This window comes from Lysinibacillus sp. FSL K6-0057 (genome assembly GCF_038630885.1).
Taxonomy (GTDB): Bacteria; Bacillota; Bacilli; order Bacillales_A; family Planococcaceae; genus Lysinibacillus; species Lysinibacillus fusiformis_F.
The window spans coordinates 1749211-1765183 of sequence record NZ_CP152047.1 but is presented as its reverse complement, the minus strand read 5'-3'; the positions used below and the strand labels follow the sequence as shown (position 1 = coordinate 1765183).

General features: G+C 40.0%; 17 protein-coding genes. All 17 read right to left on the bottom strand.

From position 1 onward, the window contains the following. Window positions 1–47: 47 nt before the first annotated feature. On the bottom strand, window positions 48–995 hold the full coding sequence (gene mdh / locus MHB40_RS08340; protein ID WP_342534288.1) for a malate dehydrogenase: 948 nt from the start codon (window positions 993–995) through the stop codon (window positions 48–50). Then, a complete protein-coding gene (locus tag MHB40_RS08335; RefSeq protein ID WP_342534287.1) occupies window positions 995–1363 on the bottom strand; it encodes a BMC domain-containing protein in 369 nt (122 codons plus the stop codon). Before MHB40_RS08335 ends, mdh begins: the two co-directional genes overlap by 1 nt. Continuing rightward, window positions 1356–1640, bottom strand: coding sequence for a EutN/CcmL family microcompartment protein (locus tag MHB40_RS08330; RefSeq protein ID WP_004269324.1), 285 nt, complete (start codon window positions 1638–1640; stop codon window positions 1356–1358). The genes MHB40_RS08335 and MHB40_RS08330 overlap by 8 nt, the downstream gene beginning before the upstream one ends. 36 nt (window positions 1641–1676) lie before the next feature. Then, on the bottom strand, window positions 1677–2546 hold the full coding sequence (locus MHB40_RS08325) for a phosphate propanoyltransferase (RefSeq protein ID WP_258860627.1): 870 nt from the start codon (window positions 2544–2546) through the stop codon (window positions 1677–1679). A 12-nt stretch (window positions 2547–2558) separates the two neighbouring features. Further along, window positions 2559–3149: a phosphate propanoyltransferase gene (locus tag MHB40_RS08320; RefSeq protein WP_016991932.1), complete on the bottom strand. Its 591-nt coding sequence runs from the start codon at window positions 3147–3149 to the stop codon at window positions 2559–2561. Window positions 3150–3291: 142 nt separating this feature from the next. Then, the gene (locus tag MHB40_RS08315; protein WP_004269321.1) at window positions 3292–3570 is read right to left on the bottom strand and encodes a BMC domain-containing protein; all 279 of its coding nucleotides are present in this window, start codon (window positions 3568–3570) and stop codon (window positions 3292–3294) included. Between the two features lie 20 nt (window positions 3571–3590). Continuing rightward, window positions 3591–5081 (bottom strand): aldehyde dehydrogenase family protein, encoded by a 1491-nt coding sequence (locus MHB40_RS08310; RefSeq protein ID WP_052125369.1) that lies wholly within the window; start codon window positions 5079–5081, stop codon window positions 3591–3593. A gap of 15 nt (window positions 5082–5096) precedes the next feature. Then, on the bottom strand, window positions 5097–5747 hold the full coding sequence (gene eutL, locus MHB40_RS08305; protein WP_036077522.1) for an ethanolamine utilization microcompartment protein EutL: 651 nt from the start codon (window positions 5745–5747) through the stop codon (window positions 5097–5099). 11 nt (window positions 5748–5758) lie between these two features. Next, window positions 5759–6769 carry an ethanolamine ammonia-lyase subunit EutC gene (eutC, locus tag MHB40_RS08300; protein WP_342534286.1) on the bottom strand — a complete coding sequence of 337 codons (1011 nt, stop codon included), beginning with the start codon at window positions 6767–6769 and terminating at the stop codon, window positions 5759–5761. Window positions 6770–6778: 9 nt separating this feature from the next. After that, a complete protein-coding gene (locus tag MHB40_RS08295) occupies window positions 6779–8149 on the bottom strand; it encodes an ethanolamine ammonia-lyase subunit EutB (protein ID WP_008176446.1) in 1371 nt (456 codons plus the stop codon). A gap of 5 nt (window positions 8150–8154) precedes the next feature. Next, window positions 8155–9576, bottom strand: coding sequence for an ethanolamine ammonia-lyase reactivating factor EutA (locus tag MHB40_RS08290; RefSeq protein ID WP_205442517.1), 1422 nt, complete (start codon window positions 9574–9576; stop codon window positions 8155–8157). 17 nt (window positions 9577–9593) lie between these two features. After that, the gene (locus MHB40_RS08285; RefSeq protein WP_342534285.1) at window positions 9594–10094 is read right to left on the bottom strand and encodes a EutP/PduV family microcompartment system protein; all 501 of its coding nucleotides are present in this window, start codon (window positions 10092–10094) and stop codon (window positions 9594–9596) included. Window positions 10095–10104: 10 nt separating this feature from the next. Then, on the bottom strand, window positions 10105–10446 hold the full coding sequence (locus MHB40_RS08280; RefSeq protein ID WP_155592892.1) for a BMC domain-containing protein: 342 nt from the start codon (window positions 10444–10446) through the stop codon (window positions 10105–10107). Between the two features lie 25 nt (window positions 10447–10471). Next, window positions 10472–11716, bottom strand: a complete 1245-nt coding sequence (gene eutH, locus MHB40_RS08275) for an ethanolamine utilization protein EutH (protein WP_205442508.1) — start codon at window positions 11714–11716, stop codon at window positions 10472–10474. Between the two features lie 83 nt (window positions 11717–11799). After that, window positions 11800–12378 carry a response regulator gene (locus MHB40_RS08270; protein WP_004269312.1) on the bottom strand — a complete coding sequence of 193 codons (579 nt, stop codon included), beginning with the start codon at window positions 12376–12378 and terminating at the stop codon, window positions 11800–11802. Then, window positions 12371–13813, bottom strand: coding sequence for a histidine kinase N-terminal domain-containing protein (locus tag MHB40_RS08265; RefSeq protein ID WP_205447374.1), 1443 nt, complete (start codon window positions 13811–13813; stop codon window positions 12371–12373). Before MHB40_RS08265 ends, MHB40_RS08270 begins: the two co-directional genes overlap by 8 nt. Window positions 13814–14057: 244 nt before the next feature. Next, on the bottom strand, window positions 14058–15965 hold the full coding sequence (locus MHB40_RS08260; RefSeq protein ID WP_205442506.1) for an ATP-dependent DNA helicase: 1908 nt from the start codon (window positions 15963–15965) through the stop codon (window positions 14058–14060). Window positions 15966–15973 lie beyond the last annotated feature (8 nt).

Here is a 15973-nt window from a genome sequence, read left to right as displayed (position 1 = left end):
AAAGTTGGGGATCCTTTCGATCCATTGAAAAATAGAGTCTGTTTACCCTATTCAATGTTTTGGCAAATAGCAATTACCTGTTTCACAGCCTCTGCAGAATGCTGAAGGGCTGTTTGTTCTTCATTTGTTAGGTGCAATTCGATGACAGATTCGATGCCATTGCCACCTAAAATCGTTGGTACCCCTAAAAAGAGATCGTGGTACCCATATTCTCCTTCTAAAAGAGCAATAGAAGGGATAATTTTTCGTTGATCCTTGATAATGATTTCAACCATCTGGGCACACGCTGCGGCTGGTGCATAGTAGGCACTACCATTACCTAGTAAGCCAACAATTTCACCGCCGCCTTTACGCGTACGCTCCACGATTTGCTGTAGTCGTTCCTGAGGAATTAGTTTCTCTAATGGAATGCCGCCTGCATAGGAATAACGGATTAATGGTACCATTTCATCGCCATGTCCTCCTAGGACGAAGCCTGATACATCCTCTGGTGCTATGTGAAGCTCCTGCGCCACAAATGTGTTGAAGCGAGCTGTATCTAATACACCAGATTGACCAATGATACGATTTTTGGCAAAGCCTGTTTCCTTATGACACACATACGTCATGGCATCAACAGGATTACTCAACACAACAACAATACTATTTGGAGCATAGTGTTTAATTTGTCTTGAAACCTGTTGAATAATTTTAGCATTTGTTGTGACTAAGTCATCACGACTCATCCCTGGTTTACGTGGAATACCTGCTGTAATGACAACAATATCCGCACCAGCGATATCTTCATATTGACTCGTGCCTTTAATGGACACATTGAATTTTTCGATGGGGCCTGTTTGTAGCAAATCCAAAGCTTTCCCTTTTGTCTGGTTCTCGGCCTCTGGAATATCAACAAGCACTACATCGCCTAATTCTTTCTGTGCTAAAAATAAACTCAGTGTGGAACCGGTGTGGCCTGCTCCAATAACAGCGATTTTATTTTTACGAAATGCCATTATGCATCACCTCGATTATCTGTCGCTGATGTTGTTTCTGTTGTTTTTTTAGCACGCGTTGCTGCGGGTGCAGAGACAGCCTTTTTCTTTGGTGCCTCTGGTCCTTTAATCATTTTAAAGACATCTTCATCAGGTCTCGGAATGACGTGAGCGCCTAATAATTCACCAACACGCATAGCGGCTGCTTTTCCAGCCTCTACTGCGGCTTGTACAGAACCTACGTCACCCTTCACGACAATCGTCACGATGCCACCATCCACAAACTCTTGTTTGACGATTGTGACGTCTGACGCTTTAATCATCGCATCAGCAGCTTCATAAGAGCCTACTAATCCTTTTGTTTCGATCATTCCAATTGCGCTACTCATTGTCCTCACCTCTCATTACTTCCGTAGAATCAATAATACCAATGACAACTGCATCAATCGGTAACGGATTATCTTTCATGATATAGCGAGATGACCCACCACTTGTAATCAGGACATCATCACCAATACCCGCTCCTATACGATCAGCTGCAACCATTTCTGTGCGAATCGGCTGTTGATTGGAATCAATAGGTTGAATGATTAGTAGCTTTAAACCATTCAGTCCCTCTTCCTTGCGTGTTGCCCATACACTGCCTATCACTCTTCCCATTTGCATGAACTTCACCCTCTTTATGCGACACACATTGTCTAACTACTCTGAACGAATCGTTAATGTTTTATTTAACTCTCGCAGCTTATCATAAGCCAATGCTGTCACAATGGTTTTCTTTGGAACGACAATTTCTTGTGCATCGATATCGAGCACTTCTATTTGTGAAAGTAGCTTTTTGTCATAATGATAGACGGACGGTTGCTCTACTTTCTGTACGACTGGCGACTGCTCTTTCACAGTGATCATAGGTTCACTTACTTGATGATGCACGATTTCTGCAAGCGTTCCTTGTTGAATTAACCCTGCATTTGCTTCATCTGTATCAATATGCATTTCTAAGCGATAACGCTCTGAAACACGGATAACCACATTCGATAAAATAATTGGGCGAATACCTTCTACCTTAATTTGGACAGATTGCCCATCTACGACTTGGAATCTCGCACTATCCGCTGGGGACATATGAATATGTGCCTGTGCAATAATGAGGCCTTCCTTTAACACAACACTTCCCTTTGGACCAATTAATGTAACAGGACTGGAACCTTGAATATCACCAGAAATTCTTAATGGTGGCTTCAGACCTAATTTCATAGCATCTGTCCAGCTTACTTCCACTTGAGATAAGGAACGAGCGGGACCAAGAATACGCACGCGCTCAATTGACCCTTTTGGACCTGCAATTACTACAGTTTCCTCCGCAGCAAATTGCCCTGGCTGTGAAAGCTCGAATTTCGGTGTGAGCTGATAATTTTCACCAAAGAGCTGTTCCACTTCTGCTTGTGCAAGATGGACATGGCGGGCAGAAACACCAATCGGAATTTTACCGTCATGTGGAGGGGAAGATTGATTTTTTAAGACCTGTTGCAGAACTTCTTCCACAATTTTTTGCACTAAATTTTCTTGCATCTTGCCTCCTCCTTACGATGATACTTTTATTAATTTACCCTGTGCCTGCTGTTCGATAAAACCAGCATTTGCTTCATCTGTATCAATGTGCATTTCCAGACTAAAATCATTGGAAACACGTACAACGACACCTCGGAAAGTGACAGGTCGATCACTTACAACTTCCACTGAAACTATTTCATTATTGCGTACTTCCAATGCTTTGGCATCTTCCTCAGTCATATGAATATGCGCTTGCGCAATGATGACTCCCTGCTGGATTTCTATTTCTTTGTCTTGAGAAAGTATTTTAATGCCCGCAGAATTGTCTATATCACCTGATTGGCGTAAAGGTGGTGTCACTCCTAGCTTCATGGCATCAGTGCGGCTTACCTCTACTTGGGTTGCTGGTCTTACAGGTCCAAGGACACGGACATTATGAATAACGCCTTTAGGTCCCTCAATAGAGACGCGCTCTTTTGCAGCAAATTGCCCTGGCTGTGATAAGTCAAAATCTTTCGTTAGAGTCGCATTTGGGCCAAAAAGTGCTTGTAAATCCGCTTCACTTAGATGGATATGACGAGCCGAAATGGCCACTGGAAAAGTTTTTATTGCTGTTGTCATGTTAGCCACCTCTTTATTTTATGGATTGATATTATCAGAACAAGTTGAGAGCTGTTCTAAAGTTAGATCCAGCTCTCCTCTATAAATGGTAGTTATTTTTCCATCTATAGCGTTGGGAATTTTCTATCCAAAGAATATGAAATTATGCTTCTGCTTTTGGTAGAATCATTTCTAATTCGTGGTGTGGACGTGGAATTACATGGACAGATAATAGCTCTCCTACACGTTGTGCTGCTGCTGCCCCTGCATCTGTTGCTGCTTTTACTGCACCTACATCACCACGTACAAGAACTGTTACGATCCCGCCACCAACATGAACTTTTCCTACTAGATTAACGCTTGCTGCCTTTACCATTGCGTCTGCTGCTTCAATTGCTCCTACTAAACCTTTTGTTTCTACCATTCCTAATGCTGTACTCATTTGTCATTCCTCCAAATAATTTATTTGTTTTGTAATGTGATTTGTTTTAATACTTGATCGACAATTTGTTGAACCATTGTTGTATCTAGAGCAGGCTCTTGTGAAACTACCGACTCAACAACGGACTGTACTTCGAATTCTGGTTTTGGCACTTCGACATCTTTAATGCCATACGCCATACGTTTGATATTTAATAAATGTCTTGCTGTAATGTTGTCTGACGTAATATTGCCGCCAAATGTCCCACAGCCTAATGTAAAGGATGGCGCTAAGCCCGTTGTGCCACCTACTGCACCAATTGAGGATAATGTATTAACCACAATCCGTGATACTGGTAATTCAACAGAAAATTGCTCTGCTAATGCTGCATTTTCAGTGTGAATGGAGCATGTATGTCCGCGTCCTCCAATATTTAGTAGGTCAATCATCACCTGCTTGGCTTCTGTACTGTTTTCCACAATATAAAGCGCAAAGATTGGTGATAGTTTTTCAAGAGAAAATGGAATATTTTTACCAATCATTGTTTCTAAGCCCACAAGAACTTTTGTATCGTCTGGTACTGTAATACCAACAGAATCTGCTAGGCAAGTAGCTGATTTACCGACAATCTGGGGATTTACTTTCCCAGGAACTGGCGAGATCAATTTTTCCATTTTAGCTTTTTCTTCGGCATTTAATAGATAGGCACCATTTTTCTTTAATTCTGTTTGCACTTGCTCTGCAATCACCTTATCCACAATAATGGCTTGCTCTGTTGCACAGATTGTGCCATTATCGAATGATTTACTTTGCACTAATTGACGTACAGATTTTTGAATATTAGCCGATTTTTCAATGTAAGCTGGTACATTTCCTGGCCCAACCCCATAGGCAGGTTTGCCAGAGCTATAGGCCGCCTTTACCAATGCACCACCACCCGTAGCTAAAATTAAATGAATGTTTGGGTGCTTCATTAGCTGCTGTGTTGCCTCCATGGAGGACATTGTTAAACATTGTAGTAATCCTTCTGGCGCACCTGCTTTTTCAGCAGCTACTCGACAAATATCCAAAGCCTCTTTTGTACATTTCACTGCATATGGGTGTGGACTAAGCACTAACCCATTTCTCGTTTTTAAAGAAATGAGTGTCTTAAAGATCGCTGTAGAGGTTGGATTTGTTGTTGGTACGATACCAGCAATGACACCGAAAGGACTTGCAATTTCGGCTACTTTTTTCATCCGATCATAGCCCACAATACCAACTGTTTTTAGTTCTTTAATATCTTCATAGACATCACGTGAAGCTACTTCATTTTTCATCTTTTTATGGTTAGGAATACCCATTCCTGTTTCTTGCACAGCCATTTTTGCTAAACGATCTGCTTCCTTAAAGGCAGCATCCGCGACAGCCTTTACAATGTTGTCTACTTGTTGCTGAGAAAATTGCATATAGGCAGCCTGTGCTGTATTAGCATGTTTAACGGCATCTCTCATTTCCTGAATCGCTAATAAGTCTTTGTCTAATGTGGCCATAAAGCCGCCTCCCTTCTAGATCACTGGGTTTCTAGCTATATTTTCAATAGCTTCTCTGAATGCATGTGCCGCAGCCTCGCATGAAGATTGACTGCCAGTTAATAAGCCGCCCCCAAAATTGGTTTCAGATGGAGGACCAAAGAAAACCTTTAGCTCAACATCTGCAGCCTTTAATGCTGCATCTAATCCAACAACTGCCTCAAGCGGCGGTGCGATTAAATAAGCAAGTGGGGTGCCAACCTTTACATCTGCAAGCTCAGCAAGATACGTCCCACAGCTTGCCACGGTATGGGCAAACAAGGCATGATTGTCATTATTATTAATGGCTTCAAAATACGTATCAAATTCAATTTTTTGTTGAATGGCATCAAGACCACTACGAATTTCATCAGGTGAGCTTCCAGCAATAATGCCAATCACTTCGCCTGACAATGGACCAGATGCATGTGCCGCTCCCGCATAAAAGCTTTTTGCATAGACAACATCGACATCTGCCTTTTTCGTCGCCTCGTCTAAGGCTACGTAGCCAACATCGTCGATTGTCAGTGTGACAAGCCCAATGCTATGATGATGTGGCTTTAAATCTAACTGCTCTGCTAGTTCACTGTTGACTCTTGGAATGGTTTGCATCGCCAAGATTTGCGCCATAATTTTTTGAGGATACATATTTCAGCCTCCTAACCTTCTTTTGCGACAAGATCTACGCCACTTGCCTGATAATGCAGGATTTTTTCTACGACTGTGCCAAGATAAGCGCCCGCTTCTAATGGTGGGATACCACCCTTATGGATATTTGAAATTACCATGCGTTCCGCTTCCACTGTCCCAATTCTTGGCTTGTAGCATAAATATGCACTCATTGATTCTGCCGATACGAGCCCTGGACGCTCACCAATTAGGTAAACAATAACCTCTGCCTGTAGCAGCTCACCAATCTCATCCATTAAAGCAACACGCCCTTTATCGATATAGAACGTAGTACCGATGTCAATATTTAAATTGCTAAGGCTTTGCTGAAGGGCTAAGTAAACATCTTGAACATTCTCTTCAATCGCACTTGCACTCAAGCCATTCGAGATAATAATCTGTACCTTTGGCTGTGGTTTACATTTTTGCTGAATCAATGCCTTTGATTCTTCTGATAAACGACGCCCTAAGTCAGGTCTTGTAATGTATTCCTCTTTATCTGTGACTTTCGTAGTGACCTGAAAGACATCAAGCTTTTGTAAAAGATCTTCTGACACTTCGCCATACACAGCATCTACCGCAGCAGCATGATCGAGTCGGAATTTTAACCAGGTTTTCGTTTTCGGTCTTGTCCCTGCTCTCCCTACACCAATACGAGCAGGTGTATGTTTCTTAGCAGCCTGTACACTTTCAGTTAACGATTCTTCCTCAAACTGAAAGGGCTTGATTGGCACAGCGTCATTTACTGGTTGGTTGAAAGTAGTAGAAGCAAACGTTGTTACTTCCTGGGGAGCTCCATGCTGATACAGCTGAATTAATGGCTCCTGTGATGTTGCTGTAGCTTCTGTTGTTCCTGAAGAACGATTTTCCACTGTATCATAAAATTTAATAAGTGGTTGTTCTGTTGAAGTAGCAGCTATTTCAGGTGCTTGACTACCAGTACTTTTCTCCATCTTCCCCATGACAAGCTGTGTAATCATTGAAACTAATTGATCATTCACTTGACTCACCTACCTTTCAAAAATGGATAAATCGCCAGCTCTTGCTGACAGTCGACCATTTTCATAAATGCCCATTTTCTCTAACCATGCTAAATACTCTGGTGCTGGTTTTTTACCAAATGTTTGGAGTAATGTAGCCACATCATGGAAGCTCATCGATTGATAGTTGAGCATCACATCATCGCCCATTGGCGCAGCAATAATAAAGTTAACGCCAGCAGCTGTCAGCAATACACTTAAATCTTCCACATCATTTTGGTCTGCCTTAATATGGTTGGTATAGCAAATATCGACCCCCATAGGAATACCATGCATTTTGCCCATGAAATGATCTTCAAGACCTGCTCGAATTACTTGTTTATTGTTGTATAAATACTCTGGGCCAATAAAACCAACTACTGTGTTCACAATATAAGGATTAAAATGTCTTGCAAATCCATAATTGCGCGATTCCAGTGTTACTTGGTCAATGCCCATATGTGCCTCTGCCGATAGTTCTGAGCCTTGACCTGTTTCAAAGTAGAATAAATTTGGGCCAGTACCTGTTCCTTGTTTTTTAATGAGCTCCTCTGCTTCTCTTATTAAATCAGCAGAAATACCGAACGAACGGTTAGCAATTTCTGTCCCTGCGATACTTTGGAAAATCATATCTGCTGGGGCGCCTTGTTTAATTGCCTTCATCTGTGTTGTAATATGAGCCAATACACAGTTTTGTGTAGGAATAGACCAATCATTGATGAATTCCTTTGTAGCCGTAAGTACTTTTTTGACACTTTCAACTGAATCATCTACAGGATTAATGCCGATAACAGCATCCCCAATACCATAGGACAGTCCTTCTTTTAGAGAGGCGATGATGCCATCAATATTATCTGTCGGATGATTTGGCTGTAGACGAGATGACAGCGTCCCTTTTTGACCAATCGTAATATTACACGTTGAAAGTATTTCAACTTTATTGGCTGCGTGAACAAGATCTAAATTGGACATTAGTTTTGTAACAGCAGCAATAATCTCGGAATTCATCCCTTTACTTAAACGCTTTAATTCACGATCACCCGTGTCATTTGATAAAATGTATTCACGTAGCTGCTCGATGCTCCAGTTTTTGATTTCTCCATATATTTGCTCATTAATATCGCCCTCAATAATGCGTGAAACCTCATCATTTTCCTGCGGCACTAATGGATTTTCTCGGATATCTTTTACTAAAAGCTCACTTAATACAGCCTTCGCTGCGATTCGTTGTTGAACCGTCTCAGCGGCAATACCCGCTAGCTGATCGCCTGATTTTTCTTCATTGGCCTTGGCCATAACATCTTTTAATGATTTAAAATTATATTTTTCTCCACCAAATATCACCGATAAGTTCACATTCATCCTCCTTACTTTGAATGGAAGGCAAGGGTCTTCACCACAACAGGAACAACGCCAGATGGCAGAACCTCTCCAATGTCGATGTAATCACCTGTTTCCACTTTAATTTGATCGATGCAAATAATTGGCACTGTCGCATTAATGGCTTGTATGGTTTGTCCAATAATTTTTGCGTAATCTGATTGAATGACTATGATAATTGGTATGTCCTTAGAGCATCTTGTCGCCAAATGTTGCAGAATGGCCTGACACAATGCATGTACATCCTGAAAGCTTAAATACGGCAATTCACTAAAATAGAGTGCAAATGGTGAACGATTGTCCTGTATAGAAAATAAATCATCTGCTCTCTCTACGGCTGTCTTCACTGTCGTGTTAAAGTCTGTTGACGTATCTATATGGCAATTAAAGACTGGTACATTTTTTAGTGGTAACACGTGAGCATCCACCTGAATGGTTGCCCCACTAATTTCAGTGGTTTGTGTACCAGCACCAGTCACTGTTGCCCGTGCTGTTTCCTCAGGTCGTAACCATAAAAATGATTGTAGCTGTTCTTGCTGTAATAGCATCTTCGCTAATCTTTCACCAATATCATCATATTGGCGCTGTGTACATTCATTTTCATAAATACAAGAGGCCACACCACCCGTAAAAACGATGGCATCCACAGGTTTATGCCAGTTTGGTAAATGCCCAAGTAATAATGGATGCTTTTCATCTGTGCATTGTCCATGAAGAATCATCGCAAGTATTTGCACCATTTCTTCAATACAATGTGTTACTCGATTATCTTCGGCCGCATCACCGACCGCTAACGGATTAGCCCATCGTTCCATCAATCGCATGAGTGGCGGAGAAATTGATTGAATCTTGCCATCCTTAAATTCAATCAATCTACCACCAACATGTAAGGTACATGTACCAATGACCTCTCCAAATTGCATAACAGCAATATTCGCTGTCCCTCCACCAATATCGATATTGGCGATGACTTTGGATGAATTCTTTGATTGCTGTAAAGTACCTGCTCCTTTGGCAGCAATGATGCCCTCTAAATCAGGACCTGCGGTAGCAACTAAAAAATGACCTGCGCCATCTGCAATGGTATGGACAACTTCACTTGCATTTTCCTTCGTGGCTGATTCACCTGTAATGATAATGGCCCCTGTTGCAATATCAGATGGAGCAATTTGTGCCAATTGATACTGTTGGGAAATAAATTCCTCAATCTTTTTCATATCGATGATGTCTTTATTAATAAAAGGTGTTTTGATAATTGGACTTTGATGCAACACCGTTTTCTCAATAATTTCAATCCTTGGCACATGGGTTATGCCAGCCACATTCTTTAACAGAAAACTACTGACGACCATTTTTGTGGTACTTGTCCCAATATCAATGCCTGCACTAAATATTTTTTCAGTTTTCACCCTACACCTCCCTCTCGCTACTGTGAGCAATACATGAGATACGGACTATCGTGATCCTTGACAAATTGACGAATTTCTTCATGTGTCTTGAGTTGAATCAATGGTTCAATCAATTCAATGCCAAGCTTCTGCCATGAAGAGGTTTTCACGATAGGGCCCTGCGTCATAACATTTTTTAATAAGGCGATAGCCCTTTCAACATCGGCATCAGGGGCATCAATCTTGGTAATCACACCTATTTGTATTTTGGGAATCCCTAAGCTGAATTGCGGAGGGAATACACTCCTTGCTGATGTGGCATCCTGCAAGTAAATCACATGGGTTACTTCCAGCGATGTTGCCATAATATTTCTGTAATACATTGGATTTTCAACATATTCACCTGGTGTATCAACAATCCAGTCATCATAAACGAGTGCTTGTGTTTTGTTGGCACTGCTTTCTTTACCCAACAATGTATTCATCAATGTTGACTTTCCTGCTTGCACACCGCCTATTATCATTACTCGATTTTTCATATGACACATCCTATGATTTCGTTATTTTTGAAGGTGTATAGCCTAATACCTCGGATAAAAAACGATTGATTTCTAACATCGCCATTTCTACCTCTGACACACTGCCTACAATAACGAGACTACCTGTAAAGCGATCTAAAAATCCTAGTTTGACATTGGCTGCCTTTGTCGCTAAATCTCCTGCGATAATTACCGTTTCACTTGGCGTACAAGTCATAATGCCAAGGGCACCCGCATCTTGGATACCCAGCTTTTGAAACATTTCTGGATCAGGATTGGCAATAAGGTGACTCAATGTTAGCTGTTTACCCGGCACAAACTCCTGAATAAATCGTTTTTTCTCTTCACTCACACGTCATCACCTCACTTTTTCTTCGTTATGATTTTTGATCTGTTAAATATTCGCCTTCTTTAATAATGCCTGCCTTGCGATCCTCAATTTCTAGCCTTAATGCAGTTGGTACTGAAAGCTTATAGGCTAAAATAATCGCAATCACACCCGCTAAAAACTTCCCTGCGATAACAGGTAAAATAATGGTTGGCTGGAAGTTAGCCGTGAATGATAAGTGATCACCTAATAAGAAGGCAGAACATACACCAAATGCAATGTTAATCACTTTATCTTTTGGTGGCATATGGCGAATCAGTGTAAACATCGCTAAAATATTCGCAATCGTTGCTAGAATCCCCGCACTTCCTACAGAGGATAAGCCTAATTTTTTCCCAGCCGCTTCAAGTGGCTTGGAAGCATACTTTCGAATTAAATACACCATTGGGAAGGCACCCGCTAGCATAATCCCGATATAACCGGCTGTTTCTAATGCTCGGAACTGGTCGATTTCATCAGCCATGATTGGATCGAAGCCCCACGCGCCAAAAATCTTTGTAAAAATACCTGTAAAAATCTCCACAATAGAGAACACTAACACCAATTTAATTCCCGCATCCATGACACGACCGAATACCATGAAGCCAGTAATCATGCCGTTTGGAATAAGCTTTAAGCCTAGTGCGATTAAGATAACGAAAATGAATAACGGTAGTAAGTTAATTAATATTTGTAAAACAGAAATGGCAAATACATATGTAGGAGCCTCTGTTGTACTAATGACTTCACGTACTTCTGTGTTGAATAGCACAATCATGATTGAAGAAATAAATGCACCAATCGGAATTGTTAATACGCCAGCCATAATACCTAGCGCCATATATTTATGATCACGCTTATCCAACATCGCAAGGCCCATTGGAATCGAGAATACAATGGTAGCACCTGACATAAAACCAACAACAAGAGCCATTACCCATCCCTCATAAGACTCCTTTAACGCATTGGCTAATTGGTAACCACCCATGTCCGAAGCTAAAATTGTTGTCGCTGCAATCGCAGGATCTGCACCAATTAACTCAAAAATCGGACTAATAAAATGACTAATAAACCATGTTAAGTAAGGTATAGCTGCCATGATCCCTGCTGCTGGGACAAAAATATGACCAACCGTATGGATCCCATTCATAAATTCTTTCCCAATTCCATACTCAGCATCTCGGATAGCTCCGATTGCCCCTAAAATAGCACAAATCATAATAATATAAACGATAACCGTTCCTATCATTGCCATCTTACTCATCACCCCTTTTTTATTTATAAATTTATATAAAAAAAGGCACTTTAAAGAAGAAATCTCTTTAAAGCGCCTTTGCTTCAACTATTGACTTGTAAGTTGTTAATAATTTGCTGTGCAATGTGCACCATTTCCTGTTGTGTTTGCATACTTTCATTGCGGATCTTACGGTAAGCCTCGTCCTCGCTTATATTTTCAGCCTGCATAAGCAAGCCCTTTGCTCGTTCAATGACTTTCCGCTTATCTAATTGTGTTTGCTTATGTAAGATCTCTCCATTGAGACGGTTGAATTTATCAATTTGATGAAAAGCAACCTCTAGCACAGGCAACACATTTTTTTCAGAAAACGGTTTCATTACATATCCTAATATATTATCCTGCTTCATGTATAGCAACAATTCTTTTTCACTATAGGCCGAGATGAAAAGAACGGGTATACCAAGCTGTTGTTCAATAATTTTACTTGCCTTTAAACCGTCAAGTTTAGGCATTTTAATGTCCATTAAGATTAACTGCGGTTTATGTAAAAAGGCTAATTCAATGGCAGTTTCACCATTGTTCGCTTGAGCTACAACTTCGTAGCCGTTATCTTCTAACATAAACTTCAAATCAATCGCAATCAGTGATTCATCTTCGACAATCATAACTTTCCTAGTCATTTACGATAAATACCTCCTCACTTACAGGGAACTGAATTTGAGTATGTGTACCTTCATTACTAGGGATAATGGAAAATGAGCCAGCTAAATCATATTCTACAAGCCTTGTGATAATCTCCATACCAAAAGATGCCTTCACCTCTTGCATTCCAACGCCGTTGTCAGAAATATGAAGCGAAATTGTAGAATCTTCCTGAATGAATTGAATATCGATGATTCCTTCATCACGTCCGATAAACGCATACTTTAATGCATTTTGCAGTAGCTCACAAATAATGAGTGCTAAAGAGACTGCCTTTTTCGAATGGCAGAATAGTTGCAAATTTTCATGATGAAAGGCTAGTTGAATAGTTGCTGTATTAGACGTACCAATCATTTTATGACCAATTTTTTTAGCTAATGCGATAACATCTACTCTTTCTTCAGCGTTATCTTCATTTTCTAAAATCAGCTCATAAACCGATGAAATACTATAGATTCGATTTAATGCCTCTTGAAAAGCACTTGCATTCGATGCAGACAGATCATTTCGCATTTGCAAACGTAATAGGCTTGTCACTGTCTGAAGATTATTTTTCACGCGGTGGTGAATTTCTCGTATCGCAAATGTTTTCATCATTAGCTCATTTTCTTTCAGCTTAAGCTCTGTTAGATCATGAATAATGAGTAGTGTGACCTTCTCGTTATAACTGCGAATTGGAATTTTCTTTACAATAAAGGATTTACGATCAATCGTAATTTCTAGGAAAAAGACATCGTCGCCTTTATCATAGACTTCCTGTAAAAAAGGTAAGATTTTATCCAATGCTACATTGTCAAAGTTTTCTAATCCAGATAGCTCCGAAATAAAATGATAGCCAGCAGGATTACTGTAAATTACTTTATTTTCGTGATTTGTGAGAATAATCGACTCTACGAGTAAATCTGAAACAACTGGAATCGGTTGAGAATTAGGTTCAACAATATGTTCAATTAAAGCAAAAGGCATATTTTGAAAATCATCTTTCGGTGTCGTTTGCATCTTCACCATTTTTTCCTGAATTAACACGGCAATTACTTGCTGTTGCTCATTAAAAATCGGAAGCACATTTTGCTCTACCGTAATGCCTTCCTGCGTAATCGCTCTGGTAATGGATGATTTTTCTTTATGTTTAAACGCAGCAAATACAGCTGGTTCAAAACTTTCAAATACGAATTTTCCGATAACTGATTTTTCGTATAAACCAATCTCTTTCTTCGGGAATGCCTCTGCCACAACAATCGCATGCGGTAAATTCTCCAACAGGCAATCTATGAACATATAACAATCAGTCAACTCAGCATAATACGTTAGCGTAGCCTCTATTTCTATTAACTTGTCAATATCCGTTGCCGATAGATTTGTATATTTTCTACACAATGATTGAATGTTCGACAGGTTTAAGCCCCCTATCATGGAATAGTCAGCAAGCAATTTGACTATTCTTAAAAATTCTTGTCATTATTATAAACCTTTTGTGAAATTATTTTCAATACAAAAAATATATTCTTCCACAAGATTTCGTTGCATTACAAAGAACTATATAGCTTAAAAGAGAAATATTCAACAGTTTTTTAAAAACCAATAATTTAACTACGCCCATAATGTTATTTCAAAATAATAAAAAGCGAGCTTGCATTTTGAGCAAACTCGCTTTTTTCTACTTTATTTCTGGTACAACCGCTAATATATTTTCAAAGGCTGCACGCTGTTTTTGCTCGTCTTCATTTAACAAAATATGAATATCACCATGGTCATTTGATGTACGAATTAAGCGTCCCATCCCTTGCTGCAAGCGCAATTGCATGAAAGGTAATTCCACTTCCTCAAATGGGTTTTCGGCAAATGTACGTTTTGCATCAAATAATGGGTCCTGTGGAGGAAACGGTAAATCATAAATAATCACACGTGTTAATGCTTCCTCAGGTAAATCTAGCCCTTCCCATAAATGATATGAGCATAATGTTTTAACTGTTCCTTGCTGGAAATCTCGAACAATGGCTGATAGCTCTCGATCTCCTTCGAATGCTACATACATACGTTCCATTAGCGGTAATTCTGCCTTGAAGTTTAGCATGGCTTGCTTCGACTTAAATAAAATCAATGTTTGTTCGCCATCACGTAGCAATTGCTGAACACGCGCTGTTTTGTCACGTTGCGTAAGCTCATGTAAATAGATTTTCATAACCTCTTCATAATCGAATGGGGATGGCACAGAAAATGATTGGTAATCTCGAATTCCTAAACTATAGGCAATATAAGAAAAGTCTTTATTGACCGATAGCGTGGCTGAAGAAAAGACGATTGGAAGCTTTTTAGAGAATAACTTTTCTGCTAAAACTTCTGTGATTAAACGAGGCATAATGACGAGTGTTTCTTCACCATCTGTCTCCTCTAACCAATCCACTGCATCTCCCTGTGCGATAAAAATACGTAAAGAAGCCTCATATTGTTCTAAATATTCTTCTGCCATATTTAACTCATATTCAGGGATCATGTACATTTCTGATTCAAAGACGAATTCTTCCATCAATGTTTCTACATCATTTATTAACTGCTTTCCATAAGCCAGCAGTGTTTTTGATTTGTTTATACGTTTACGATCTTCATTGGAAGCAACGATATCATCACGAAGTTGATCAAAAAATAGCTCATGATCATCCTGTAATTTCTCCATCGCATACAGTGTACGTTCACGTACGCCATCTACCATCAAGCGCTCCAATAATTGCACAATGGTCGTCGCCTGCACTTTATACGTCATCGCTTTTTGTGCAGCATACTCCAGTAAATGTCCTTCATCCAACACCATCATTGATACTTCTGGCAGTAAAGCAAGCTGACCTTCACGCTCACGAGATTCCTTTGTAGCCAAATGCTCCATTAAAAAATCTTGCGAACAAATAACAAGATCCGTTGATTTTCTGTAATGAGAACGGTGCAATGTTTGCCCACAGCGATTACGCAGATCACAAACCGAGCATTGCATAATCGAATTGTAATTAACCTTTTGCCAATCCTCATCACTGACAGTCGGATAATCACTGCGTTCCCCATATGGATGAACAGCAATCATCGAACCTTGAGCATAAACACCATCAGGGATAGAAAAGGCAATATCGTCAATCCATTCATCCGACTCCACTTTCTCCGCTTCCTCAAAGCGTTTTAAGCACAAATATTGATCTCTCGATTTTGCTAGACGAACATCAATATCAAGTCCTAATGTTTTTTGAAGTTTATAAATATCGCCCCCCTCTTTTACAAGTTGGTCGATTAATGTTTCATCTGCACAAGCAATCAAAGCTGGTTTCCCTGTGTAGCGCGCATAAGAGATAGCTGGAAGCAAATAAGCGATCGTTTTGCCAGTTCCTACTCCTGCCTCTGCGAAGAGAACATTTTTTTCTTTTAGTGCTTGTTCTATTTGATACGCCATAAATATTTGCTCATCACGGCATTCAAAGCCCTTTTCAGGTAATTCATCATAAAGGACATCGCCCATCCAGTCACCTAATGATTCAAAAAATGAACGGTCCTTTGATAATGCAAATGGTAAAGATTTACGCAATTGATGTT